At 68.1% G+C, this 23,309-nt stretch carries 23 protein-coding genes; 1 reads left to right on the top strand and 22 read right to left on the bottom strand.

Annotated elements, in window-relative coordinates:
• Positions 1 to 45: 45 nt before the first annotated feature.
• The 12 genes from ACIA49_RS24740 to ACIA49_RS24685 form a co-directional block, all read right to left on the bottom strand.
• Positions 46 to 504 carry a hypothetical protein gene (locus ACIA49_RS24740; RefSeq protein ID WP_396379687.1) on the bottom strand — a complete coding sequence of 153 codons (459 nt, stop codon included), beginning with the start codon at positions 502 to 504 and terminating at the stop codon, positions 46 to 48.
• 3 nt (positions 505 to 507) lie between these two features.
• Positions 508 to 2,877 carry a RelA/SpoT family protein gene (locus ACIA49_RS24735; RefSeq protein WP_396379686.1) on the bottom strand — a complete coding sequence of 790 codons (2,370 nt, stop codon included), beginning with the start codon at positions 2,875 to 2,877 and terminating at the stop codon, positions 508 to 510.
• A gap of 132 nt (positions 2,878 to 3,009) precedes the next feature.
• Positions 3,010 to 3,552, bottom strand: a complete 543-nt coding sequence (locus ACIA49_RS24730) for an adenine phosphoribosyltransferase (protein ID WP_396379685.1) — start codon at positions 3,550 to 3,552, stop codon at positions 3,010 to 3,012.
• Positions 3,552 to 4,721 carry a protein translocase subunit SecF gene (secF, locus tag ACIA49_RS24725; RefSeq protein ID WP_396379684.1) on the bottom strand — a complete coding sequence of 390 codons (1,170 nt, stop codon included), beginning with the start codon at positions 4,719 to 4,721 and terminating at the stop codon, positions 3,552 to 3,554. Before secF ends, ACIA49_RS24730 begins: the two co-directional genes overlap by 1 nt.
• Positions 4,721 to 6,466 (bottom strand): protein translocase subunit SecD, encoded by a 1,746-nt coding sequence (gene secD / locus ACIA49_RS24720; protein WP_396379683.1) that lies wholly within the window; start codon positions 6,464 to 6,466, stop codon positions 4,721 to 4,723. Before secD ends, secF begins: the two co-directional genes overlap by 1 nt.
• A gap of 80 nt (positions 6,467 to 6,546) precedes the next feature.
• Positions 6,547 to 7,011 (bottom strand): preprotein translocase subunit YajC, encoded by a 465-nt coding sequence (yajC, locus tag ACIA49_RS24715; protein WP_396379682.1) that lies wholly within the window; start codon positions 7,009 to 7,011, stop codon positions 6,547 to 6,549.
• Between the two features lie 194 nt (positions 7,012 to 7,205).
• Positions 7,206 to 7,667: a hypothetical protein gene (locus ACIA49_RS24710; protein WP_396379681.1), complete on the bottom strand. Its 462-nt coding sequence runs from the start codon at positions 7,665 to 7,667 to the stop codon at positions 7,206 to 7,208.
• Positions 7,668 to 7,783: 116 nt separating this feature from the next.
• A complete protein-coding gene (ruvB, locus tag ACIA49_RS24705; protein ID WP_396379680.1) occupies positions 7,784 to 8,842 on the bottom strand; it encodes a Holliday junction branch migration DNA helicase RuvB in 1,059 nt (352 codons plus the stop codon).
• A gap of 3 nt (positions 8,843 to 8,845) precedes the next feature.
• Positions 8,846 to 9,448 carry a Holliday junction branch migration protein RuvA gene (ruvA, locus tag ACIA49_RS24700; RefSeq protein WP_396379679.1) on the bottom strand — a complete coding sequence of 201 codons (603 nt, stop codon included), beginning with the start codon at positions 9,446 to 9,448 and terminating at the stop codon, positions 8,846 to 8,848.
• Between the two features lie 13 nt (positions 9,449 to 9,461).
• Complete coding sequence (gene ruvC / locus ACIA49_RS24695) at positions 9,462 to 10,058, bottom strand: crossover junction endodeoxyribonuclease RuvC (protein ID WP_396379678.1); 597 nt, start codon at positions 10,056 to 10,058, stop codon at positions 9,462 to 9,464.
• A 74-nt stretch (positions 10,059 to 10,132) separates the two neighbouring features.
• Positions 10,133 to 11,296: an enhanced intracellular survival protein Eis gene (gene eis / locus ACIA49_RS24690; protein WP_396379677.1), complete on the bottom strand. Its 1,164-nt coding sequence runs from the start codon at positions 11,294 to 11,296 to the stop codon at positions 10,133 to 10,135.
• A gap of 107 nt (positions 11,297 to 11,403) precedes the next feature.
• Positions 11,404 to 11,865 carry a hotdog fold domain-containing protein gene (locus ACIA49_RS24685; RefSeq protein WP_396379676.1) on the bottom strand — a complete coding sequence of 154 codons (462 nt, stop codon included), beginning with the start codon at positions 11,863 to 11,865 and terminating at the stop codon, positions 11,404 to 11,406.
• A gap of 129 nt (positions 11,866 to 11,994) precedes the next feature.
• Between ACIA49_RS24685 and ACIA49_RS24680 the strand changes: the two genes are divergently transcribed.
• Positions 11,995 to 12,765 carry an RNA ligase family protein gene (locus ACIA49_RS24680; RefSeq protein ID WP_396380002.1) on the top strand — a complete coding sequence of 257 codons (771 nt, stop codon included), beginning with the start codon at positions 11,995 to 11,997 and terminating at the stop codon, positions 12,763 to 12,765.
• 16 nt (positions 12,766 to 12,781) lie between these two features.
• Here ACIA49_RS24680 and ACIA49_RS24675 read toward each other — a convergent pair whose 3' ends face one another.
• The 10 genes from ACIA49_RS24675 to ACIA49_RS24630 all read right to left on the bottom strand — a co-directional run bounded on the left by ACIA49_RS24675 (position 12,782) and on the right by ACIA49_RS24630 (position 23,249).
• Positions 12,782 to 13,363 carry a macro domain-containing protein gene (locus ACIA49_RS24675; protein ID WP_396379675.1) on the bottom strand — a complete coding sequence of 194 codons (582 nt, stop codon included), beginning with the start codon at positions 13,361 to 13,363 and terminating at the stop codon, positions 12,782 to 12,784.
• Positions 13,356 to 14,168, bottom strand: a complete 813-nt coding sequence (locus ACIA49_RS24670) for a LacI family DNA-binding transcriptional regulator (RefSeq protein WP_396380001.1) — start codon at positions 14,166 to 14,168, stop codon at positions 13,356 to 13,358. Before ACIA49_RS24670 ends, ACIA49_RS24675 begins: the two co-directional genes overlap by 8 nt.
• On the bottom strand, positions 14,168 to 14,437 hold the full coding sequence (locus tag ACIA49_RS24665; protein WP_396379674.1) for a LacI family DNA-binding transcriptional regulator: 270 nt from the start codon (positions 14,435 to 14,437) through the stop codon (positions 14,168 to 14,170). Before ACIA49_RS24665 ends, ACIA49_RS24670 begins: the two co-directional genes overlap by 1 nt.
• The gene (locus ACIA49_RS24660) at positions 14,437 to 16,245 is read right to left on the bottom strand and encodes an arabinofuranosidase catalytic domain-containing protein (protein WP_396379673.1); all 1,809 of its coding nucleotides are present in this window, start codon (positions 16,243 to 16,245) and stop codon (positions 14,437 to 14,439) included. The genes ACIA49_RS24665 and ACIA49_RS24660 overlap by 1 nt, the downstream gene beginning before the upstream one ends.
• A gap of 104 nt (positions 16,246 to 16,349) precedes the next feature.
• Positions 16,350 to 17,396 carry a chitinase gene (locus tag ACIA49_RS24655; RefSeq protein ID WP_396380000.1) on the bottom strand — a complete coding sequence of 349 codons (1,047 nt, stop codon included), beginning with the start codon at positions 17,394 to 17,396 and terminating at the stop codon, positions 16,350 to 16,352.
• A 133-nt stretch (positions 17,397 to 17,529) separates the two neighbouring features.
• The gene (locus tag ACIA49_RS24650) at positions 17,530 to 18,291 is read right to left on the bottom strand and encodes a YebC/PmpR family DNA-binding transcriptional regulator (protein ID WP_396379672.1); all 762 of its coding nucleotides are present in this window, start codon (positions 18,289 to 18,291) and stop codon (positions 17,530 to 17,532) included.
• 34 nt (positions 18,292 to 18,325) lie between these two features.
• Positions 18,326 to 18,925, bottom strand: a complete 600-nt coding sequence (gene pdxT, locus ACIA49_RS24645; RefSeq protein WP_396379671.1) for a pyridoxal 5'-phosphate synthase glutaminase subunit PdxT — start codon at positions 18,923 to 18,925, stop codon at positions 18,326 to 18,328.
• Positions 18,922 to 19,494, bottom strand: coding sequence for a DUF6891 domain-containing protein (locus ACIA49_RS24640; RefSeq protein WP_396379670.1), 573 nt, complete (start codon positions 19,492 to 19,494; stop codon positions 18,922 to 18,924). Before ACIA49_RS24640 ends, pdxT begins: the two co-directional genes overlap by 4 nt.
• 19 nt (positions 19,495 to 19,513) lie before the next feature.
• Positions 19,514 to 22,006 carry an ATP-dependent helicase HrpB gene (gene hrpB, locus ACIA49_RS24635; RefSeq protein ID WP_396379669.1) on the bottom strand — a complete coding sequence of 831 codons (2,493 nt, stop codon included), beginning with the start codon at positions 22,004 to 22,006 and terminating at the stop codon, positions 19,514 to 19,516.
• A complete protein-coding gene (locus ACIA49_RS24630; protein ID WP_396379668.1) occupies positions 21,993 to 23,249 on the bottom strand; it encodes an MFS transporter in 1,257 nt (418 codons plus the stop codon). Before ACIA49_RS24630 ends, hrpB begins: the two co-directional genes overlap by 14 nt.
• Positions 23,250 to 23,309 lie beyond the last annotated feature (60 nt).

Below are 23,309 nucleotides of genomic sequence, written 5' to 3'. Positions count from 1 at the left end.
GCCCGATCTCACCCGAGAAACCCATACCAAGCAGTCTCCCCCGCCTCACAAGCAGAGGCGGCAGTCGGCGTAGTCGCCGAGGAAGAGGCCGTGTTTGTCGCAGCGCTCGTACGATGCTGCCGGCCAGGTGGCGCCCGGGGTGCCTGAGGGCTGGTAGTCGAAGACCAGCCGCTCGTACGCCGCCAGGTACTCCTCCGCATGCGGTGGCTCATAACCCAGCGCGTCCCACCGGAAACGGGCGGCCGCCAGCCGGATCGTGCGGATCAGGAACCAGCGCTCGACCGCTGCCTCGTCCGACCACGGCAAATCGTCGAGGTCGAAGTCGTCATTGCCGAGGCCGACTCGCGCGTTGCACAGCATCAGCGCGAAGCCGCGCTCCCAGTCCGACTCCGCGAGCTCGCAAGCCGCCAACGCCAGTACGTCGAGGAAGACCGCCGTACCGCCGTTGGACAAGCTGAGGACGTGGTCGTGGTCGTCACGCCCCCAGCCGAAGGTGCTGCCCATCAGCTACTGCGTCACGCGGTACACGTCGAAGACACCCTCGACCGACCGCACTGCCTTCAGCACGTGGCCCAGGTGGGTCGGGTCGCCCATCTCGAAGGTAAACCGGGACTTCGCGATCCGGTCCCGCGTCGTGGTGAGCGCCGCGGAGAGGATGTTGACGTGGTAGTCCGACAGCACCCGGGTGATGTCCGAGAGCAGCCGGGCCCGGTCGAGCGCCTCGACCTGGATGGCGACCAGGAACAGCGACTGTGCCGTCGGTGCCCACTCGACCTCGACGATGCGCTCCGGCTGGGTCGACAGGTTCTCGACGTTCGCGCAGTCGGAGCGATGCACCGAGACGCCCGCGCCGCGGGTGATCCAACCGATGATCTCGTCACCGGGTACCGGCGTGCAGCACCGGGCCAGCTTGGAGAGCACGTCGGTCGCGCCCTTGACGATGACACCGGCGTCGCCGCGCGCGGTCCGCTTGCGCCGCTCGCGAGACTGCGGCAGCCGCAGACCCTCGGCCAAGTCCTCGGCCGCGCCCTCCTCGCCGCCGTACGTCTCGATCAGACGCCGTACGACGGCCTGCGCACTCACGTGGCTCTCGCCGACCGCGGCGTACAGACCGGTGACGTCCGGGTACCGCAGTGAGTTGGCGACCGCAGTCAGCGTCTCGTGTGAGAGCAGGCGCTGCAGGGGCAGGCCCTCCTTGCGCAACTGCTTGGCGATCGCGTCCTTGCCGTGCTCGATCGCCTCGTCGCGGCGCTCCTTGGAGAACCAGTGCTTGATCTTGTTCCGCGCCCGCGGGCTCTTGACGAAGGCAAGCCAGTCCCTTGAGGGGCCGGCGCCCTGGGCCTTCGAGGTGAAGACCTCGACGACGTCACCGTTCTCCAGGGTGCTCTCCAGGGGCACCAGGCGACCGTTGACGCGAGCCCCGATACAGCGGTGCCCGACCTCGGTGTGAATCGCGTACGCGAAGTCGACCGGCGACGACCCCGTCGGCAGCGACATCACGTCGCCGCGCGGGGTGAAGACATAGACCTCGGAGTTGTTGATCTCGAACCGCAGCGAGTCCAGGAACTCCGACGGGTCGGAGGTCTCGCGCTGCCAGTCGACCAGCTGCCGGACCCACGGCATGTCGTTCGGCGCGCCGATCTCGGTGGTCGGCGGGCCGGCCACCTCCGGGGCGGGAGCGTTCGGGTCTTCCTTGTACTTCCAGTGCGCGGCGATGCCGTACTCCGCGCGGCGGTGCATCGAGAAGGACCGGATCTGCAGCTCCACCGGCTTGCCCTGCGGGCCGATCACCGTGGTGTGCAGCGACTGGTACATGTTGAACTTCGGCATCGCGATGTAGTCCTTGAACCGGCCGGGGACCGGGTTCCAGCGCGCGTGCAGGATGCCCAGCGCCGCGTAACAGTCGCGGACGGACTCGACCAGGACCCGGATACCGACCAGGTCGTAGATGTCGCCGAACTCGCGGCCGCGGACGATCATCTTCTGGTAGATCGAGTAGTAGTGCTTGGGGCGGCCGGTGACGGTCGCCTTCACCTTCGCGGCGCGCAGGTCCTCGTGCACCTGGTCGATCACCGAGGCCAGGTACTCGTCGCGGGACGGAGCTCGCTCGGCCACCAGCCGGACGATCTCGTCGTACACCTTCGGGTGCAGGGTCGAGAACGACAGGTCCTCGAGCTCCCACTTGATCGTGTTCATACCGAGCCGGTGCGCCAGCGGGGCGTAGATCTCCAGCGTCTCGCGGGCGATCCGCTCCTGCTTCTCCTGGCGCAGGAAGCCCAGGGTGCGCATGTTGTGCAGCCGGTCGGCGAGCTTGATCACCAGCACCCGGATGTCCTTGGCCATCGCGACGACCATCTTGCGGATCGTCTCGGCCTGCGCGGACTCGCCGTACTTGACCTTGTCCAGCTTGGTGACACCGTCGACCAGCATGGCGATCTCTTCGCCGAAGTCCTTGGTCAGCTCGGCCACCGTGTACGGCGTGTCCTCGACCGTGTCGTGCAGCAGCGCGGCACAGAGCGTGGGAGCCGTCATACCGAGCTCGGCCAGGATGGTGGCGACGGCGAGCGGGTGCGTGATGTAGGCGTCACCGCTCTTGCGCAGCTGGCCGGTGTGGTACTTCTCCGCGGTCCGGTAGGCGCGCTCGATCATCGCCAGGTCGGCCTTCGGGTGCGTCGCGCGCACCACGCGGAACAGCGGCTCGAGCATCGGCGCCCGGTTCGGGTGCCGGGTCCCACCGAGGCGGGCCAGCCGGGCTCGCACCCGGGCGGGCGCGATCCGCGGCGGCTGGGCGGCAGGCGGTGACACTGGAGCCGGGCGCACCGGTGCCGGGGCGCGCGGAGGCTCCTGCGGTACTACGTTCGGTACCGCTGACGTCATCGCCGGGTCTTCGCCCACGTTGTGTCCCTCCGCCGACAGACCACCAGTCTAGGGGTCACCGGCCAACGGCAGAGAAACACCCTGTGGACAACACGCCGGGTCATTGACCCGTCACAGAGAGTTTGTCCGAATTCAGACCGATAGCAGCGAAGTGACGCGCTCGGACGCCAGCCGCTCCCGCCAGGGCAGGAACGACAGCTCGAGCAGGACCGCCGTACCGACGACCTCTGCGCCACAGCGGCGGATCAGCCGCAGGCAGGCCTCGAGGGTTCCGCCAGTGGCCAGTACGTCGTCGATCACGAGCACGCGGTCACCCGGGCTGAAGGCGTCCTGGTGCACCTCGATGGTCGCCTCGCCGTACTCCAGCGAGTAAGACTCCTCGTACGTCGCCGCCGGCAGCTTGCCCTTCTTCCGGACCGGGACGAACCCGGCGCCGAGGGCGAGCGCGACCGGGGCGGCGAGGATGAACCCGCGCGCCTCGATCCCGACCACCTTGTCGACCACCGGGTTGCCGTCGTCGTCCTGCCCCGCGACCGCCAGCGCCTGAACCACCTGGCCGAAGCCGTCGTGGTCGGCCAGCAGCGGGGTGATGTCCTTGAACACCACCCCCGCTTGCGGGTAGTCCGGGATGTCGCGGATGCCGTCGGCCAGAACCTGCTCCAACGTCCGCGACATCACTTACCGCGCTTCGACCGGGGCTTGCGGCTCGGCTGCGGGCGTCCGGCCCCACCGGCGTTCATCGGCCGCGCGGCCGGGGCCGGCACCGAGCCGGTCGCCCGCGGGGTGTCCTGAACCACCGAGGCACCGGACGCGGCCGGGACCAGGTCGCCGTCGGCAGCCTTGGTCTTGACCGGTACGCCGCCCTGGGCCTTCTTCGCCTGCACACGCCGGTTCAGCGCCTGCATGCCCGGCTCGCGCTCCTTGAAGAGCGCCAGCAGGGCCGGGGCGATGAAGATCGACGAATACGCACCGACGGCGATACCGACGAACAGCGCCAGCGAGAGGTCCTTCAGCGGGCCACTGCCGAGCACCCAGGTACCGACCACGAGGATCGACCCGACCGGCAGCAGCGCGATCAATGTGGTGTTGATCGACCGCACGATGGTCTGGTTGACCGCCAGATTGGTGGCGTCGGAGTAGGTGAGCCGGTTCGACCCGGTGATGCCGCGGGTGTTCTCGCGAATCTTGTCGAAGACCACGACAGTGTCGTACAGCGAGTACCCGAGGATCGTCAGTACGCCGATCACCGTGGCCGGTGTGACGTCGAACCCGATCAGTGCGTAGAGCCCGACCGTGATCAGGACGTCGTGGCCCAGCGCGATGATCGCCGCCAGTGACGCCTTGGGTTCTCGGAAGTACGCCCAGATGACCAGGAAGACCAAGGCGATGAACACGGCGAGCGCGATGATCGCCTTGTTCGCGATCTGCTCACCCCAGGAGGCGCCGATCTGCTGCGAGGTGACCTGGTCGGTCGGGATCCCGGCCGTCTTGGCGACGGCCGCGCGAACGGTCGCGACCTGGTCCTGGGTCAGCGGCTTGGTCTGCACGCGGACCCGCGCGTTGTTGATCGTGGTGATGACCGGGTCGCCGATCTCGGCGATGTTGGTCGCCTTCACGGCGTCACCGAACTTCTGCACGGTGTCGCCGGTGATCTGCGTCTTGGCTTCGTACTCGACACCACCACGGAACTCGATACCGAGCTCCAGGCCGCGGGCGAACAGGCCACCCAGCGAGATCACCACCAGGGCGATCGAGACGGCGAACCAGATCTTGCGGTGCCCGATGAAGTTGTACGAGACATCACCGCGGTGCAGCTTGTTCCCGAGCTGTCCGAGCTTCGACATCAGACCTCCCCTCCGATCGGCTTGCGCGTGGACGGCGTCTTGCGGGCGGGCTTGGTCGCCGCGCCGGCACTGTGGCCGGGCAGCCGCTCCACGCCGAGGTGTTCAGGATCCAGGCCGGACAGCTTGTGCCCGTGCCCGAAGAAGTTCGTCCGGGCCAGCAGCGTGACCAGCGGCTTGGTGAAGATGAACACCACGACCAGGTCGATCAGGGTGGTCAGGCCGAGCGTGAACGCGAAGCCGCGGACGCTGCCGACAGCCAGGATGTAGAGCACCAGCGCGGCCAGCAGCGAGATCGAGTCCGCTGCGATGATCGTGTGCTTGGCCCGCGCCCAGCCGGTCTCCACCGACGACCGCAGACTGCGGCCCTCGCGCACTTCGTCGCGTAGTCGTTCGAAGTAGATGACGAACGAGTCCGCGGTGATACCGATGGCAACGATCAGACCCGCGATGCCGGACAGCGTCAGGGTGAACCCGATCGCCTTGCCGAGCAGGATGACGAGGGTGCCGGTGAGCACCGAGGCGATCGCCAGCGACGCGACCACGACCAGACCCAGGCCGCGGTAGTACAGGAACGAGAAGATCACGACCAGCGCGAGACCGGCCAGACCGGCGTAGATGCCGGCCGAGAGCTGGTTACCGCCGAGCTGCGCCGAGACCGTCTCGACCGACGAGGTGTCGAACGCGACCGGCAGGGCCCCGAACTTGAGGACGTTGGCCAGGTCGCGGGCCTCGGTCTCGGTGAAGGTACCGGTGATCTCCGCGGTGCCGCCTGGGATGGGCTTTTGTACCTGCGGAGTCGAGATGGCGACTCCGTCGAGCACGATCGCGAACAGGTTCGCACCCTCGCCACGCTGGGAGATGTTCGTCGTCGCCTTGAGGAACTTGGTGCCGCCCTCGCCGGTGAAGTTCAGGTTGACCTGCCACTGGAAGCCACCCTGCGGGATGACCGCCGAGGCGTCCGACAGGTCGGTGCCCTTCAGGATCGCCGGCCCGAGCAGGTACTTGTAGACCCGGCCCTTGTCACACGAGAACTGCGGCTTGAGCGGATCGGTCTCCTGCTTGTCGCCACACTTGTACTTCGCGAACGCCGCCTGGGTGGCCTCGTCCGGCTTGTAGGTCAGCGGGTCACCCGTGTTCGCCGGCGGCGCACTCGGCGTCCCGGTCGGGGTGGCCGACGGCGTACCGCTGGGCTTCGGGGTCGGCGTCGGTGTCGCGGCCTTGCCGAGCACACTGCTCCAGGCCCGGCCGTTCGGCTTCGACGGTGTACCGGTGGGCTTGATCGACGTCTTCGGGGTCGGCGTCGTGGACGGCTTGCCCGACGGCTTCCCGCTCGGGGTCGGCGTCGTCGACGGCTGCGGCGCCGGGTTGGCGGCCTGCGCGTCGTACACGATCCGGAAGTAGAGCAAGGCGGTCTGGCCGACCTGGGCCACCAGGCTGTCCTGCGTCGCGCCGGGCACGGCCACGGTGATGTGGTTGCCCGCGGTGACGATGTCGGCCTCAGCGACACCGGCGCCGTTCACACGCTGCGAGATGATGTTCTTCGCCTCGTTCATCTGGTCGGCGGTCACCTGACCGCTGCTCTCCAGATTCCTGGCGGTCAGCGTGATGGTGGTGCCACCGCGGAGGTCCAGACCGAGCTTGGGCTTCCAGGTCTTGGTGAGCGCCATGATCCCGAACAGCAGGACCACGATGACTCCCAGGGCAATCAGGAGCCGACCGGGGCGGGATGTCGTCGTCGTTGCCACGTCAGATTCAACCTTTGTGCTTCCGGGCGCGCCGCACGGTCTGGTGGACCATGGGCGCGCCGCAGGCCGTCAGTGGGAGGTCAGTTCTCGGTGTGCGTCGGCGGAAGCTTCGGCGCGTCCTGCGCCTTGCTGTCGGCCTTCTCACGGCCCGCGTCCGGTACGTCGACCGGGTCCTTCGCGGGCTCCTCGACGGCGTCGGCCGGGGCCTCGGCCGCGTCGGTCGCCACGACGGTCTCGTCGGCGGTCGCGTCCTCTTCCGGGATGACCCGGCCGATGGCGGCCTTGACCACCTGGATCAGGACCCCGTCGGAGATCTCCAGCGTCACGTACTCGTCGTCGGTCTCCTCGACGATGCCGACCATGCCGCTGGTGGTGATCACCTTCGTCCCCGGGGACAGCGCGGCGACGGTCTGTGCCTGCCGTTCGCGCTGCTTACGCTGCGTGCGGCTCATGAACCAGATCATTCCGACAATCAGGATCAGCGGGATCAGCAGCGTGATGCCGCCACCCCCGGAGCCGGCCATCGGTGCGGCAAGGAGTTGCATCGGGTCTCAGAATCCTTCTTCGATCGGAGGTTTGACCTCGGGTCAGGCCAACGGGGAGTCTAACCCTGAGCGTCAACAAGTGCCTCACGACACCGGGTCACGTTTGCGTTACTCACCTGTCGAACACAGCGCCGGGGCCACCGGGCGATGCTGCCCGGTGGCCCTGACGACCTCAGCTCAGTTCACCGCGGAACTCAGTGGAACCACTGAATCGACGCTCCGGTGGTGACCCCCTTGGCACGAACCTTCGGAAGAGCTGCGTAACTGCCCCAGAGAATTCCCTTGCCGCCGCCGCTCTTTCCGCAACCGAGGCTGTACCACGTGCCCTTTTTCGGATCCTTGCCCCACGGAACCCAGCCGTCCACACAGGCCGAGCTAATAGTGCCGGGCGCCACGGACCAACTGTAATAGACGTAGGTATCGTAATTGCCAAGAATTGCCGTGTTGGATTTCGACTCGGCACCATACTTGCCGCCGGGCGGGGCATAGGCCGCGAACGGCCCGGTCGATTGGATGGAGACGGTCCCGGTCACCACCGGCACTGCGGTAGCGCTCTCCACCGACGAAGGAGCCGCCAGCGCACCGGTCGGCGCGGCGGCGAGGCCCGTCAGAGCGATTCCGGTCGCGACAGCGACCGTCCCGGCGAGTTTTCTCATCAATTCTCCCAAGATTCGATCGTTTATTTGAAACAATGGTTCGAACCTAAGCAATCTCCCGGATGGCCACAACCCGTAGCCCGAGAATTGCAGGAAGTGACATCGGCTTACCGGTGTCACTCGTCCGGATCGTCGAAGAGGGGCGTCTCGGCGAAAGTTGCACCTTTTGGCACCTTCAGCCCGATATGCCGCCACGCCGCGGGAGTCGCGACCCGGCCGCGTGGCGTCCGGGCGAGATAACCGGAACGAACGAGGAAGGGCTCGGCCACCTCTTCGACCGTCTCGCGCTCCTCACCGACCGCGACGGCCAGCGTGGACAGCCCGACCGGACCGCCGCCGAAGCGGCGGCACAAGGCGTCCAGCACCGAGCGGTCCAGCCGGTCCAGGCCCATCTTGTCGACCTCGTAGAGCTCGAGGGCGGCCTTGGACAGCGCCAGCGTGATGATCCCGTCGGCCCGGACCTCGGCGAAGTCGCGCACCCGGCGCAACAGCCGGTTCGCGATCCGGGGTGTGCCCCGGGAGCGGGACGCGATCTCGGCCGCCCCCTCCGGGGTGATGTCGACCTCGAGCAGGTCGGCCGACCGGTTGACGATCTTCTCCAGCTCGGAGGCGTCGTAGAACTCCAGGTGCCCGGTGAAACCGAACCGGTCCCGCAGCGGCCCCGGCAGCAGCCCGGCCCGGGTGGTCGCCCCGACCAGCGTGAACGGCGGGATCTCCAACGGGATCGCGGTCGCGCCGGGCCCCTTGCCGACGATCACGTCGACCCGGAAGTCCTCCATCGCCATGTAGAGCAGCTCTTCGGCGGGCCGCGACATCCGGTGGATCTCGTCGAGGAACAGCACTTCGCCCTCGTTCAGCCCGGACAGGATCGCGGCCAGGTCGCCGGCGTGCTGGATCGCCGGGCCGCTGGTCACCCGCAACGGCGCCGACATCTCGCTGGCGATGATCATCGCCAGCGTCGTCTTGCCCAGTCCGGGCGGCCCGGACAGCAGCACGTGGTCAGGCGTCCGGTTCCGGCCGCGGGCCGCGTGCAGCACCAGCTCGAGCTGCTCGCTGACCCGGCGCTGACCGCCGAACTCGGCCAGCGTGCGCGGCCGCAGCGCCGACTCGATCTTGCGCTCCTCGAGATCCACCACGTCTGCGGAGACCAGCGGGCGGACGTTGTTCTCTTCCATCCGCTACGCCTTGGACAGCGCGCGCAGCGCGGCGCGGAGCAGGTCGGGGACCGACGGGTTCGGGCTGTCGGCGGCCAGCGGCGACACAGCGGTGACCGCGTCCTCGGCATCGCGCGGCGACCAGCCGAGACCGACCAGACCAGCATGCACCTGTGCCCGCCAGGCCTCCTGCGCCTGCAGGGGCCGCCCGGTCACCGCCCTGGTCGGCAGTCCGATCTTGTCCTTGAGCTCCAGCACGATCCGCTGCGCGCCCTTCTTCCCGATGCCCGGAACCTTCACCAGTACGGCGAGATCCTCGGTCGCGACGGCATGCCGCAACTGATCGGGTTCCAGTACGGCGAGCGCGGCCTGGGCCAGCTTCGGACCGACACCGGTGGCCGTCAGCAACAGCTCGAACAGGCTCTTCGCGTCGTCGTCGGCGAAGCCGTAGAGCGTGAGCGAGTCTTCCCGCACGATCATCGAGGTCGCGATCCGGGCCTCCTGGCCGGGCCGCAACCCGGCCAGCGTGCCGGGGTCGCACTGGATCTGCAGGCCCACTCCCCCGACCTCGATCACGGCATTGTCCACTCCGATGGCCGCCACCGGGCCACGCACGAACGCGATCACCGCGCACCTCCACTCATCGCTTGCCTTCTTGCGCCGCAACAGCGGCTCGCAGCCGGGCCACCTGCAGGCGGGACTGCGCCTGCGCCGCGGCCTCCAGGTTCGACCGCGAGGCGGCCGCCTGCTGCAGTTTGCTCGCCACACCACCACGCCAGATGTGACAGATCGCCAGCGCCAGCGCGTCCGCGGCGTCGGCGGGTGTCGGCCGCTCGGGCAGCTGCAGGATCCGGGTGACCATCGTGGTCACCTGCTCCTTGCCGGCCCGCCCGGACCCGGTGACCGCGGCCTTGACCTCACTCGGGGTGTGCAGCGCGACCGGCAGCCCGTTGCGCGCCGCGACCACCATCGCCACCCCGGAGGCCTGGGCCGTGCCCATCACCGTCCGCACGTTGTGCTGCGCGAAGACCCGCTCCACCGCGACCGCGTCCGGCCGGTGCTCGGTGATCCACTCGATCAGCTCGGCCTCGATCCGCACCAGGCGTTGCGAGACGTCGAGCTCCGGCGGCGTCCGGATCACGCCGACGGCGACCATCGTGGGCGGTCTGCCCGGTGTGCCCTCGACGACGCCGAGACCGCACCGGGTCAACCCAGGGTCGACGCCGAGCACCCGCATGGACTACCTCCGAACGTTTGTTCGACAACCCTAACGGCCGGTCCGGACAGCCGGGAAATCGACGCGCCGCCCGCTTAGAAGTCGTCGACCATGTACGACGCGGTGCCGCCGAAGGCGTGATCGAGCGCGCCGTCCGCAGCCACCGAGCCGCCGGTCGCCAAGCCGCTCGCGCGGAGCGTGGCCATCGGCGTACCGGCGTAGAGAGCGGCTAGTCCACGTGCGCCCAGGCACAGCGCTTGGTCGTCCGGTTCGGCGGCCGTCAGTTCGCCGGTGCCATCGGCAACCGAGAGACGCCAGTCCCCCGCGTTCGCGGGCAGGTCGGCGTCTTCGAGCCGCAGTGCGACATCCAGTACGGCGCCTGCCGGGTAACCGCGCTGAGCAATCGCTGCCGGCGCATCGATCAGCCGGAGCATCCAGCGGTTGACCTGCGCATCCAGGTCCGCGTGGTGCTCGGCCAGCAGGTGAATGGGGTCGGTCGGCGGGACGACGGCGTACACGGTCCTTGCGGTGGATGCACCCGAACCCACAGTCGCCCACAGCGCCCGAGTGGTCTCCTCGGATCCGGACACCAGTTCGCTGACCTCCAGTCCGCCGTCTGACCAGCTGTAGACGACGAAGCCGTCCTCGGCGACGTACGCGAAGTTGTCGTCGTCGCCGAGCCAGTCCTCGACCTCACTGAGCGGCCAGACCAGCGGGCCGTTGGTGCGCTGCGTCTCGTGCATCTTGGAGGCCAGGTCGATGAAGAGCTGCGCGTCCTCCTTGCCTGCGCTCCGCACTGCGACGCCCTTGCCGCCCAGCACGCGCAAATCTGCTGCGGGGAAGGAGAACCGGTACTTGGCGCCGGCGAACTCGTAGCCGAGGTGCCGATACAGCACAGTCGTCGCCGGGAACAGCGCCGACAGCGGATAGCCCTTCTCGGCACACCGCTGCAGCACACCGCGCATCAACAGGCTGCCGACCCCACGGCCGCGGTACTCCGGTGCGACGACTACGCCGGCCACACCGCCCAGCGGCATCCGGCGTCCGCTCCACCACTGCTGCAGCGGCCAGATCCGCGCGGCCGCGACCAGTTGGTCTCCGTCGACGACGCCCAGGTAGCGGCCGTCGCGCAGGAACTCCAGTGCGGTCTTCCGCCATTCGTCCTTGTCCCCACCAGGACCGAACGACCGCAGTCGCACCGACCAGACCGACTCCAACTGCTCCTCGACAACATCCACCACCCGCAGCGCATCCGTCACACGCCAGACCCTACGACGCCGTACCTCAGGCCAGCGACAGGAATACCGGTACCGCGTTGACTGCACCGTGCACGGTGATCAGCGGCCACATGCGGCGGCTCGGGGGTCTACTTGCGGTCGGTCACCCACAGGTGGATGGTGCCTTCGACGACGACCGTCCCGTCGTCCCGCGTCGCCTTCACCCGGACCGGTACGTCGGGTCCGGCCGTCCAGGCGTCCGGGTCGGTCTCAGCCGAGCACGTCAGGTCAGAGGTGGACTTGGCCAGGTAGGCGACCTCCATGCCCTTCGGCAGCCAGCGCTTCCCCGCGGGGATGGTGGCCTCAGCGAGCGCACCCATGGCCGCCTCCAGGCCGTTGCACACCGCGATCGCATGCACGGTGCCGATGTGGTTCTGCACGGCCCGCCGCTTGGGCAGCACCAGCGACGCGTAGTTCGGACCGACCTGCACGAACCGCGGCCGGATCGACCGGAAGTACGGCGCTTTCCACGTAAAGGCCCGTGAGAACACCCGGTCCCCGCCCGGAACCGCCTTCAGCCGGCTCCACATCTCCACCACCTGAGTCGCCATACCGCTGATGTTACCCACGGGTAAGCGATCTTGTCTGCCCCGAAACCTCGTTGCCGCCGTACAACCGCCTCCCCTAGGGTCACGTCGCCGGGACAGCCCTGGCGACGTACCCAGAAGGTGGTGACCGAGATGCTCGACCTGCGCGACTGCGACCTGGACAACCTGAACTCCGTGACGAAGTACCCCTCGATCCCCACCTACCACTCGCTGGACCCCCGCAACGGAGGACTGCTCGACGAGCGTGTCCCGTTCGCCGGTCCGGTGATCGGTACCGAGAAGGTCGACGGCACCAACGCCCGCATCATCACCCTGCCGGACGGCTCCTACCTGCTCGGCAGCCGCGAGGAGCTGCTCTACGCGAAGGGCGACCTGATCGGCAACCCGGCCCTGGGCATCGTCGCCGAGCTCCGCTCCGTCGCGGACGCCCTGCCGGTCCCGGCCGCGGACCGCATCGAGGTGCGCTTCCTGGAGGTGTACGGCGGCAAGGTCACCGGCGCCAGCAAGAACTACACCGGCGAGAAGCGCGTCGGCCACCGCCTCTTCGACGCAATCCACCTCACCGACTACGAGGCCCTGCTCGCCCAACCGCGCGCAGCCCTGTCGGACTGGCGCGAGTCCGGCCACCAGCCCTTCTTCACCGAGGAAGAGCTCCAGAAGCTGGCCACCACCGACGGCCTCACCCTCACGCCCCGCCTCTTCACCCTCGACGCGGCCGACCTTCCCAACACCCTCACCGAAACCCAAGCCTTCCTCACCACCCACCTCCCCCACACCCTCAGCGGCCTCGACGCCACCGCCACCGGCACCCCCGAAGGCATCGTCCTCCGCACCCCCACCCGCACCACCATCGCCAAAGCCCGCTTCGCCGACTACACCCGAACCCTCCGCCGCAAGCGCTGACAACTGCTCCGCCGGCTCACAACCGGCGGAGCAGCTCTTCGCGGTAGGAGATGCTCGTGGTGGGCGGCAGGCCCCACAGGTCGTAGGCGGCCGCCATCAGTTGAGCGGCGCGCTCAGGACGCACCCGCCCGTAGCCGGTGCCGAACCCAGGCGCGGCAATCCGGTCGACCGGCTCGCCGATCCGACGTACCGCTAGTAGTGCGGCCCAGAACGCGTCGTGCACCGCCATGTCGAGCCCACCATCTAGTGGCATTGGCACGCGCATGGTCGGCGCGTAGATCAGCCACCGGCACCGCTCGTCACCTGTCGGGATCACACTCGCCGAGCCCACAGGTAGATAGCCATGGTGCTCGTCTTCCACTGCTGCCCAGACTGTGCGCTGCAGACCAGGCCAGTGCTCAGCCAGAGCGCGGTCGACCCCACCGTCCATTTGCCCGTAGCTGTTGCCAGCAGTCAGTACGGCGTCCACCTCGCCGACCGCATCGAGCAGCGAGCCCTGCCGCACCTCGACCGTGCCCTCGTCGATCGCCTCGGCGAAGGCTTCACGCCAGGCCGCGACCAGTTCGGCGTCCAGGTCAACGAGCAGCAGGCTAGGCACGACGCGATGCTACGTCGCCGCAGCCGCAGGAGTGGCGGTGGGTGTAGGTGACTGGGAGGTGGGTTTGGGTTGGTGGGGTGTGCTGGCCGTTGATGAGGGTGAAGAGGGTTTCGGTGGCTAGGCGGGCCATCTCTTCGGCGGGGACTGTGACGGTGGTGATGGTCGGGGTGGTGAGGCGGGAGAGGCCGAAGTCGTCGAACCCGACGAGGCGGATCTGGTCGGGTACGGCGATGCCGCGCGCCTGCAGGACGCGGAGGGCGCCTACTGCCATGTCGTCGTTGGCGAAGACGATGCCGTCGACTGATGGTGGTAGGTGGTCGACGGCGGCGGCGCCGGAGGGTTCGCTCAGATCGCCTTCCACCACTGAGGATTCGATGCCGGCGGCGTGGACGGCTTGCAGGAAGCCATGCTGGCGGTCGATGCCGGCCTGGTGGTCGAGGGTGCCGGTGACATGCAGGAGGTGCTGACAGGCGTGTACGTCGATCAGGTGCCGGGTGATCGTCTCGCTCGCGGTGACGTCGTCGATGCCGACGCTGATCGCACCAGAGCTGTTGCCGATCAGTACGGCGGGTAGGCCGGAGGCGATCAGGGCGGCCATGTTCGGGTCGTCGACGGCTGCGCTGGTGACGATCACGCCGTCGGCGGACTGCGACTGCAGCACGCGTTCGTACGCCGTACCGGTGGGGCCGTCGCTGGTGGAGACGATCACCTGGGAGCCATAGCGGCCGGCGACCTTGGCGAGGCCGGTGAGGACGTGCATGAAGTACAGGTGGCCGAAGGTGTGGTCTGAGGTGTTGGGGACGATCAGAGCGACCGCACCGGCTTGCTGGCGGCGGAGGGCGCGGCCGGGGGGGGGGGGGGGGGGGGGCCGCCCCCCCCCCCCCGCGGGGGGGCGGGGGGGGGGGGGGGGGGGCGGCGGGGGGGGGCCCCCCCCCCCCCCCCCCCCGCCGCTTGCTCGACCTTGGCGCGGGTGGCGGCGCTGATTCTGGTGTTGCCGGAGAGGGCCATCGACACCGTGGCCGGCGTGACGCCGACCAGGTGTGCCACCGCGGCGATGGTGATCCGTTTGCTCATCAGTTCAGCTGGAACTTGTCTGTCGCGACCTGACCGCAGCTCAGCAACTGCAGTGCGGTGCCGTTGGCTGTTCCAGCGCCCACGGCACTCACGCACTTCCCGGACTGCGAGTTGCGTACCGTGCCGTCCGGCTGCGGGACCCACTGCTGGCCACCACTACCCGTGCAGTCGTTGAGCAAGAGCCGCGTCCCATCCGCCGTACCGTTTGCTGTCAGACAACGTCCTAGCGTGCGGATGGTGTGGTCCGCAACGTTGTAGCGCCAGTGCTGGTCCTTCGCGAGCGGTCCGGCACCCTTCAGCGTCTGACAGCTCCACAGCTGAACCACAGCGTTGTTGCCACCCTCATCACGCCCAGCCACATCCACACAGCTACCACGGTGGTGGATAAGCACCGGTACGACGAACTGTTGCAGCGCCCCCGCCGTACAGTCCGCCAGCTGCAGAGCCGAGCCATCACTCGTACCAGCGGCCGTCAGACAGCGACCCGACGCTGGGTTACGCACCGTCCCGTCAGCTTGCGGATACCACTGCTGGTTCCCAGCTGACGAGCAGTCGGCCAGCTTGATCGCCGTACCGTCAGCCGCCAGGCAGCGACCGAGTGTCCGCAGCGTTCCGCCGTAGTAGTCCGACGAAACCCAGTGCATGTCAGCTGCCATCGGCCGGCACTCCCACAGGTCCACAGGCGCGCCAGCAACTCCGATGTCGTTGCCATAGACATCAATGCACTTCCCACCAGGAGCGCTGATGAGCTCACCCGGCCCACCGCCGGTACTGGTGCCGTCATAGTGCTGAGCAACCACATTGGCCTGTACGGCGTTGTCGGTCGCGTTGGAGCTGTAACCCGACGTCATCGCACCCTCGAAGAAGGTCCCGGTCGCCCGGTTGCTGTTGTCACCGCCGACACCGAGGACGATCGAGCCCTCCTGCTTCATCGGCGTGTAGTTCCCAGCCGGCAACGCACCCTCGTACCACGTGTTCAACGCACCCGTCTGCGAGTTACCGCCCTTGAGCGAGTAGGTGTTCTGACCGTTGTTCCGCAGTACGGCGGTGACGAACTTGCTCGGATTGCCCCGGTTCGGCGCCCACATGCCCGTACCGCCCTGGAACACCCCGTCCTCGAGATCGGCCTCCACCCACGGCCCCGGGTCCGCAGAGTTGGTCGCATTCAGATACGAGATGTTCAAGGTGTCCATGTGACCCTGACCAGTGTCGCGAACCTCGGTCTCGACGTTGCCGAAGTCGGAGCAGCACTCGTCGCTCGCGTTGGTCCCGCTGGCCACCTCATACATGGACTCCGGTTGACCGCCACGCGCCGTACCGGTAGTGACCGTGCTGGCCCGCCGGTAGCCGACCACCGGCGGCATGTAGAGCCCGTACGCCTTGTGCCCAGCCACTGTGATCGGCAGCGCGGCCGCATCAGCCGGGTTGTTCTGTGGACCACCAGCACCGGGCCCTGCGAGTGTCAGGTCGTTATGGCGGCTGGTGTGGTCGTAGATCACCAGCACCTTGCAGGTGGTACCAGCACAGAACGCATCCTGTACGGCGGCATTCGCGTACCCACCAGCCGTGTCGAGCCCGATGTCCTGGGTGGCGTTGTCAGAGGTCCGCTGCACCTTGTAGAGCGGTCCGCTATACGACGCGAACAGGGCGCGCGTCGTACTGAACGCGGCAACGCACGGAGTGCCGCCGCGGGCGTAGATGTCGCACGGAGCCTCGGTCTGACCAGCTACCGCGGACTGTGGAGTGAGGACGGTCGCCACGAGGAGTCCAGCGGCGGCCACCTGCAGAAGTCTGGGGCGGAATGACATCACACAACCTCTCTGCGGGAGTGAATGCTTAATCGATTAAACATTCCTCCGAAGAGGTTGGGAACGCCTGGGGACAGTCCCGTCCCCAGGCGCCTCCACAGGTGTCAGCAGTACAGGTTGTCGCCCGGCGAGACCCCGAGCAGACCGGTGAACCGCTGGTAGGCGTCGACGCGGGCCTGGACCTGGCCCGGGTTGCCGCCGCCGCACTCGATCGACCCGTTGATGGTGCGGATCGTCTGGCCGAAGCCCTGGTAGTTGACCATCGCGTTGTGCGCGGTCATGGTGCCGGCGCCGGTCTGGGTGTTCCAGAACCAGAGCGAGGCCTTCCAGGAGACGGCCGGGTCCTGCTCGACCAACCACGGATTGGTGAGCAGCGGCAGGCCGAGTGCGTCTCCGGCTGCCTTGTAGTTGAAGTTGTGGCTCAGCTGGAGCGGCCCGCGCCCGTAGTACGCCGACTGACCGGCCGGGCATCCGTACGGCAGCTCCGGGTGGCAGTAGTTCGGGTAGTTCGCCTCGTTGATCTCCTTGATGTAGACCAATCCACCGGTCTCGTGATTGACGTTGGCCAGGAACGCGGCGGCTTCACGCTTCTTGGTCGTGTCGTCACCGGTGTTGGCGAAACCGGGATAGGCGCCGAGCGCGTTGATCAGACCGGCGTACGTGTAGAAGCCGTTCCGGCTCGGGAACATCTGGTTGAACAACGCCTCGCTGACCGGGAATCCACTGGTCGGCGGCGGCGTGCTGCCGCAGGTGTAGGGATCCCAGTACCAGGTGCTCTCGGTCGGCGAATAGCCCGGGTTGTCGTGCTCGGCGATGTAATACGCACCTTGGAATTTCACGATGCTGCCGGTGGTGTACCACTGGCCCTGCACCCAGTCGGGATAGCTGCAGCCGGCCGGCGGCGGGGTGTCACCGCAGTTGTACGGGTCCCAGTACCAGGTGCTCACCGTGGGCGAATAGCCCGGGTTGTCGTGCTCGGCGATGTAATACGCACCTTGGAATTTCACGATGCTGCCCGTGGTGTACCACTGGCCCTGCACCCAGTCGGAATAGGTACAGGCCAGTGGTGCATTCGTCGTGGCGGCGGCCGGTCCGGCGGCAGCAAGGGCCGGAATCACCAGCACGAACAGCGCTACCAATACTGCGAGCATTCTCTTCACGAGCGTCTCCGTTCGGAGGGGCGGTTACCTCGGAGCAAGCTCAGAGTAGGTACCGCCACCGACTAACGAAAAGTCTCAGCGAAAAGACTGTCGGAAACCCGCCACGCAGGGTGGCGGGTTTCCACTACCCGACTTCGGCCATGACCTCGTCGGAGACGTCGAAGTTCGCGTAGACGTTCTGGACGTCGTCGCTGTCCTCGAGGGCGTCGATCAGGCGGAAGATCTTGTTCGCGCCCTCGGCGTCGAGCTCGACCGTCATCGACGGGACGAAGGAGGCGTCGGCCGACTCGTAGTCGATGCCGGCCTCCTGCAGCGCGGTCCGGACCTTGACCAGGTCGCTCGCCTCGCTGATCACCTCGAAGGACTCGCCGAGATCGTTGACCTCGTCGGCGCCGGCCTCCAGGACGGCCTCCATCACGTCGTCCTCGGAGTAGGTCTTACCGTCCTGCTCCTTGCCGACCACGATGACGCCCTTGCGGTTGAACAGGTACGCGACGCTGTTCGGGTCGGCCAGCGAGCCGCCGTTGCGGGTCATCGCGGTCCGGACGTCGGCCGCGGCGCGGTTGCGGTTGTCGGTCAGGCACTCGATCAGCATCGCGACACCGTTCGGGCCGTAGCCCTCGTAGGTGATCGCCTGCCAGTCCGCGCCGCCGGCCTCGGCGCCGGAACCACGCTTGACCGCGCGGTCGATGTTGTCGTTCGGGACCGAGGACTTCTTCGCCTTCTGGACCGCGTCGTACAGGGTCGGGTTGCCCGCGAGGTCACCGCCGCCCGAGCGGGCGGCCACCTCGATGTTCTTGATCAGCTTCGCGAAGAGCTTGGCGCGCCTCGAGTCGATGACCGCTTTCTTGTGCTTCGTGGTGGCCCATTTGGAGTGGCCTGACATCGCGAACCCAACCCTTCTCTACCGCCGAACGAACCTATGCGCTCGCGACCAGCTCGGCGAAGTAGCCGTGCAGCCGGGCGTCCCCGGTCATCTCCGGATGGAAGGACGTGGCCAGCAACCGATCGTGGCGAACCGCCACGATCCTACCCAAGGCGGGGCCCGAGCTCACCGTCGACAGTACCTCCACGTCCGGACCCGCCCGTTCGACCCAGGGTGCCCGGATGAACACGGCGTGGTACGGCGTCGCGAACGCCGCGAACTCCAGGTCCGCCTCGAACGAGTCCACCTGCCGCCCGAACGCGTTCCGTCGCACCGTCACGTCGAGCCCGCCGAGCGTCTCCTGGTCGGCGATCCCGCCGGTGATCTCGTTCGCGAGCATGATCATCCCGGCGCACGTCCCGAACGCCGGCATCCCGTCCGCGATCCGCTTCTGCAGCGGCTCGAACAGCTCGAACGACCGCGCCAGCTTGTCCATGGTGGTCGACTCACCACCCGGCAGCACCATCGCGTCCACCTGCTCCAGCTCGGACGGACGCCGTACCGGCCGCGCCTCGACTCCGACCTGCCGCAGCATCTCCAGGTGCTCGCGCACGTTCCCCTGCAGCGCGAACACCCCGATCACTGGCTTACTCACAACGACACCCGCCGCTGCCAGTCCAGAGTGACCTCGATGCGCCCCTCGTCGAAGGTGGCCGGCAGGTCGCGCTCATTGAGCAGTGTGAGCACGTCCTCGAGCAACGGCTCCCCCGGCGCCACGTTGGCAGTGTCCGGGTGCCAGACCTTCAGCTCGAGCATGCCGAAGTCCACTGCGTGCCAGACGTCGGTGTCGGTGAAGAACACCAGCCCGAGCGGCCCATCCGCCGCTTCCAGTGCCTGCCGAGCCTCATGGTGGTCAGACGTGTAGCGGACGACCACGAGCCCCAGCGACTCCAGCTCAGCCAGTACGGCGTCCAGCCGGTCGGGATCGGTCTCCTCCGGCCAGCTCTTGGCGTCCTCGGTCACGTCGATGAGCGCTTCACCGATCAGCAACGGCACCAGCGCGGACGCGTCCATCGCCGGAGCGTCCTCCTGGACCGCCTCGGTCAGCGCGGCGGTGATCGCCGCATGATCGGCGTACCCGGACCGCACCAGCACACGGGCCAGTCCACGCAGCTCCCGCGCAGTCCGCTCGTCCAACGCCAGAAGCCCCTCAGAAGTGCTCACAAGCTCAGGCTATCTCGCCTCACTGGCGAGGCTTCACTCTCTTGGTCGGTACGGCGGTCAGCGGATCCTCCGGCCACGGGTGGCGGGGGTAGCCAGCTCTTAGGTCGGCCCGGACCTGTGGATAGCCCTGCTTCCAGAACGAAGCCAGGTCACTCGTGATCGCCACCGGGCGCCGGGCAGGCGAGAGCAGGTGCAGTACGACGGGGACACGGCCGTCCGCGACAGCTGGAGTGGCAGTCCAGCCAAACACCTCCTGCAACTTCACAGCGAGGACGGGCGGCTCAACACCGTCGTACGCGAGCCGCACCTCAGAGCCCGACGGGACCTTCAGCCGCTCGGGTGCAAGCTCACTGAACCGGGCGGCTGCGGGCCAGGGCAGTAGCCGCCGGAGCGCCGCAGCCACGTCGATGTGGGCAAGGTCGCGCGCACCGCGCACGGAGGCGAGCTCAGTACCCAGCCAATCGTCGAGACCGGCCAGCAGCGCGTCGTCGTCGACCGCCGGCCATGGGTCTCCCAGGTGCGCGTGGCAGAACGCGAGCCGCTCCCGCAACGCGACAGCAGCCTCCGACCAGCGCAGGACAGATAGACCGCTCCGCCGGATGCCGTCACGAACAGCGGCCTGGACGAGCAGCCGGTCGGGCTTGGCCAGCGGTACGTCGTTCAGCACGATCGCACCGAGCGCTTCGACGCGACGCGTCACCACCCGGCCGTCCTCCCACCGGATCTGGTCAGTGGTCGAGAGCATGTCGCCCGCGATGTCTCGCGCTGTCTGCTCATCGATCGGCGCCGCGGAACGGATCCTGGCGTCAGCGCGCCCGGGTGCCCGATCAGCAACCGCGATCGCCAGCCAGGGCGTGGTCCGCAACGGTGACTGCGGATCCAGCGCGGCGCCGGTACCGCCAGCCATCTGGTACGTCGTCGAGTCGGCCGCCCGGGCCCTCGCGATCCGATCCGGATAGGCCAGCCCCACGACGATCCCCGCCGCAAGATCATCCGGTACGACGCCCGCCGGGCCACCGGCCGTCGTACCGCGGCTGAGGCGTTTTGTCTCCTCTCGCCAACGACTTGTGGCGCCACGGTCGTCGCCACGGCGAAGCGATCGCCAGCGCGCCGGGAGGTCATCGCCGAAGTCGCGACCGGAGTCGTCCGAGAGCATCGCGACGATCTCGCGAGCACGGTCGGCGCCAACCCGCGGCGTCCCGTCCAGCAACGCACGAGCCAACCGGGGATGCGCCCCGATCGCAGCCATCCGCCGTCCCCGCTCAGTGATCCGGCCGGCGTCGTCAATGGCATCGAGGCGACGCAGCAACTCGGTGGCCGCGTTCATCGCCACCACCGGCGGCGCCTCGAGCAACGTCAGCCCGTCACCGGCCGGCGCACCCCACGCCGCGAGGTCGAGGGCGAAGGCGGCCAGATCGGCGATCGCGATCTCGGGCGCGGGATGGTCGTCCAGATGCGCGTGGTCGGTCGCAGACCAGCACCGATAGACCCGGCCCGGCGCCTCCCGCCCGGCCCGACCCGCCCGCTGGTCAGCCGACGACTTCGAAACCCTGCACGTCACCAACGCGCCAAGGCCGCGCGACTGATCGGTCCGCGGCTCGCGCGCCAACCCCGAGTCGACCACCACCCTGACCCCAGGCACCGTCAGCGAACTCTCGGCGACCGACGTCGTGACCACAATCCGCCGAGTCCCGCCCGCTGCCAGCGCACGCTCCTGTTCAGCCCGAGACTGGCGACCGAACAACGGCAGGACGTTCTCCCCGGCCAGCCGGCGAGTGACCCCGTTGATCTCGGCCTCCCCCGGCACGAACACGAGGATGTCGCCCTCGTCGTCAACCAGCGCCCGCCGTACGACGGAAGCGACGTGATCCAGCAGCCGCGGATCAACCCGCCCACCAGGCAGCAGCGGCACCGGAACCGGCGGTGGCGCCCACTCGATCGCCACGTCGAACAGCGCCGCCGACGCGGTGATCACGGGCGCCGCGCCCAACGCCCGACTCAATCTCACGGTGTCCGGCGTGGCCGAGGTCGCCACGATCGTCAGGTCCTCACGGAGGTTCGCCCGGATATCGACGCAGAACGCCAGCAGCAGATCGGCATCGAGGTGCCGCTCATGACACTCGTCGATCACGATCGCGGCGACCCCCGGCAACTCCGGGTTCTGTTGCAAACGCCGTACCAGCAGACCTGTCGTCACCACCTCGACCCGAAGCCCCGGGCCGCCGCTCCGCTCACCGCGCATCGCGTACCCGACCCGCTGCCCCAGCGGCTCGCCCACCAGCATCGCCAGCCGTGTCGCGGCCGCACGCGTCGCCATCCTGCGCGGCTCAGCGACGATGATCGTGCCCCCGAGCGCATCGCCCAACGCCAGCGGCAACAGCGACGTCTTCCCGGACCCCGGCGGCGCCACCAACACCGCCGTACCGTGCGAGCGCACCGCCTCAACGGTGGCAGGCAGCACCGCCCGCACGGGCAGGTCAGCACCCGGTACAGACACCTCAGGCAACAACACGCCCCGACGCTAGCCGATCCCGGTCAGTGGCGACTGAGGTCCGGCGTCCGGCCAGCAGCAGGAAGGGCAGAGCGAGCAACTGGATTGCAGCGCCGAGCAGGTACGACGGGCCGTAGCCCCAGACGTCGGCCGCCTTGCCGAGCGTGGGCTGGATGACCACGCCACCCGTCGAGGACAGCAGGTTGTCCGAGGACAACACGGTGGCTCGCTGCGCTGAGGGGATCAGGTCGTTGAGGTACGCCTGCCGCACCGGTCCGTTCGTGGCAGAGATGACGGCCCAGACAGTCAGCACGAGCAGGACCGACCAGAAGGTGTGGGCGATCCCCATGAGCACTAGGACGACCGTCATGCCGATCGAGGTGGCGACCAGCATCGAGGTACGACGTCCGAACGCCCGGCCAACCGTGGTCGCTGCCACGCCACCGATGATCTGTGCGCCGGCGACCAGGGCCGCTGCCAGGCCGGAGACCACGTAGGACCGGGCGTCGCCGTACAGCTGCAGGAGGTACGGCTGGGCCGCGTAGAAGCCGTAGCCGGTCACCCCTGCGGCGAAGGGCGCGGCCAGCATGACCCAGCGCACGGCCGGTTTGCGCAGTCCGTGATCCAGCGAGGCCCGCAGGATGCCTCCCATCTCCGCTGTGATCGACACTCGCGGCTTGGGCGTGAAGCGGACGTCACGCATCGCCCGCCACGCCACACCGAAGGCGACCACGAGGAGCGCTGCGCGAGCGACGTACGGGGCTCCGAGGTTGGTGCTCTGCGCCAGCACCCCACCGGCGATCGTTCCGCCCATCATCGCGACGCCGTTCGCAATCTGGCCCTTGGCGAACGCGGACTCCAGCGAGCCGGTGTAGCCGGTCGCCTTCAACCCGTCCACGAGCCAGGCCTCGGTAGCTCCGCTGAAGAACGTGAAGCCGAGTCCGAGCAGCATCGAGACCACAGCCCACGCCGCGAACGGTGCATGGTGCTCCCACAGCAGCAGGTAGAGCACTGTGGACGCGAAAAGCGTCACAGTCCCCAGCAGGTACGACGCCCGCCGGCCGACCGTGTCCGCCACCACACCGGTCGGTACCTCGAACAACACCATGCCCACCGTGAAGAACGCGTTCGCTGCGAAGGCCTTGCCGACACTCAGTCCGGCATCGAGCAGGAACAGCGTGTTGACGCCCCAGATCATCGACGACGCACCGGTCGACACCACCGTCAGTACGACGTACGTCCGCAACAACTGATCCGATCGCATCCCGGGCTCCTCCGCCAACCGTCTTTGGCAGTGACGTCGGAGCCCGAGCCGCTTTCTCGA

Source organism: Kribbella sp. NPDC051587 (assembly GCF_044453945.1).
GTDB lineage: Bacteria > Actinomycetota > Actinomycetes > Propionibacteriales > Kribbellaceae > Kribbella.
This window is presented reverse-complemented; position numbering and strand designations above follow the sequence as displayed.

What these genes read in the sequence shown, in the direction of transcription:
- ACIA49_RS24685 (WP_396379676.1), bottom strand. Translation starts at nt 11,865, where the DNA reads ATGGCGACTCAGGTGGTGGAGATGTGGAGCCGGCTGAAGGCGGTTCCG.
- ACIA49_RS24650 (WP_396379672.1), bottom strand. Translation starts at nt 18,291, where the DNA reads ATGTCAGGCCACTCCAAATGGGCCACCACGAAGCACAAGAAAGCGGTC.
- ACIA49_RS24680 (WP_396380002.1), top strand. Translation starts at nt 11,995, where the DNA reads ATGCTCGACCTGCGCGACTGCGACCTGGACAACCTGAACTCCGTGACG.
- ruvC (WP_396379678.1), bottom strand. Translation starts at nt 10,058, where the DNA reads ATGCGGGTGCTCGGCGTCGACCCTGGGTTGACCCGGTGCGGTCTCGGC.
- ACIA49_RS24665 (WP_396379674.1), bottom strand. Translation starts at nt 14,437, where the DNA reads ATGAGCAAACGGATCACCATCGCCGCGGTGGCACACCTGGTCGGCGTC.
- ACIA49_RS24660 (WP_396379673.1), bottom strand. Translation starts at nt 16,245, where the DNA reads ATGTCATTCCGCCCCAGACTTCTGCAGGTGGCCGCCGCTGGACTCCTC.
- ACIA49_RS24655 (WP_396380000.1), bottom strand. Translation starts at nt 17,396, where the DNA reads ATGCTCGCAGTATTGGTAGCGCTGTTCGTGCTGGTGATTCCGGCCCTT.
- ACIA49_RS24735 (WP_396379686.1), bottom strand. Translation starts at nt 2,877, where the DNA reads ATGACGTCAGCGGTACCGAACGTAGTACCGCAGGAGCCTCCGCGCGCC.
- yajC (WP_396379682.1), bottom strand. Translation starts at nt 7,011, where the DNA reads ATGCAACTCCTTGCCGCACCGATGGCCGGCTCCGGGGGTGGCGGCATC.
- ACIA49_RS24730 (WP_396379685.1), bottom strand. Translation starts at nt 3,552, where the DNA reads ATGTCGCGGACGTTGGAGCAGGTTCTGGCCGACGGCATCCGCGACATC.
- ruvB (WP_396379680.1), bottom strand. Translation starts at nt 8,842, where the DNA reads ATGGAAGAGAACAACGTCCGCCCGCTGGTCTCCGCAGACGTGGTGGAT.
- secF (WP_396379684.1), bottom strand. Translation starts at nt 4,721, where the DNA reads ATGTCGAAGCTCGGACAGCTCGGGAACAAGCTGCACCGCGGTGATGTC.
- ACIA49_RS24740 (WP_396379687.1), bottom strand. Translation starts at nt 504, where the DNA reads ATGGGCAGCACCTTCGGCTGGGGGCGTGACGACCACGACCACGTCCTC.
- ACIA49_RS24630 (WP_396379668.1), bottom strand. Translation starts at nt 23,249, where the DNA reads ATGCGATCGGATCAGTTGTTGCGGACGTACGTCGTACTGACGGTGGTG.
- ACIA49_RS24710 (WP_396379681.1), bottom strand. Translation starts at nt 7,667, where the DNA reads ATGAGAAAACTCGCCGGGACGGTCGCTGTCGCGACCGGAATCGCTCTG.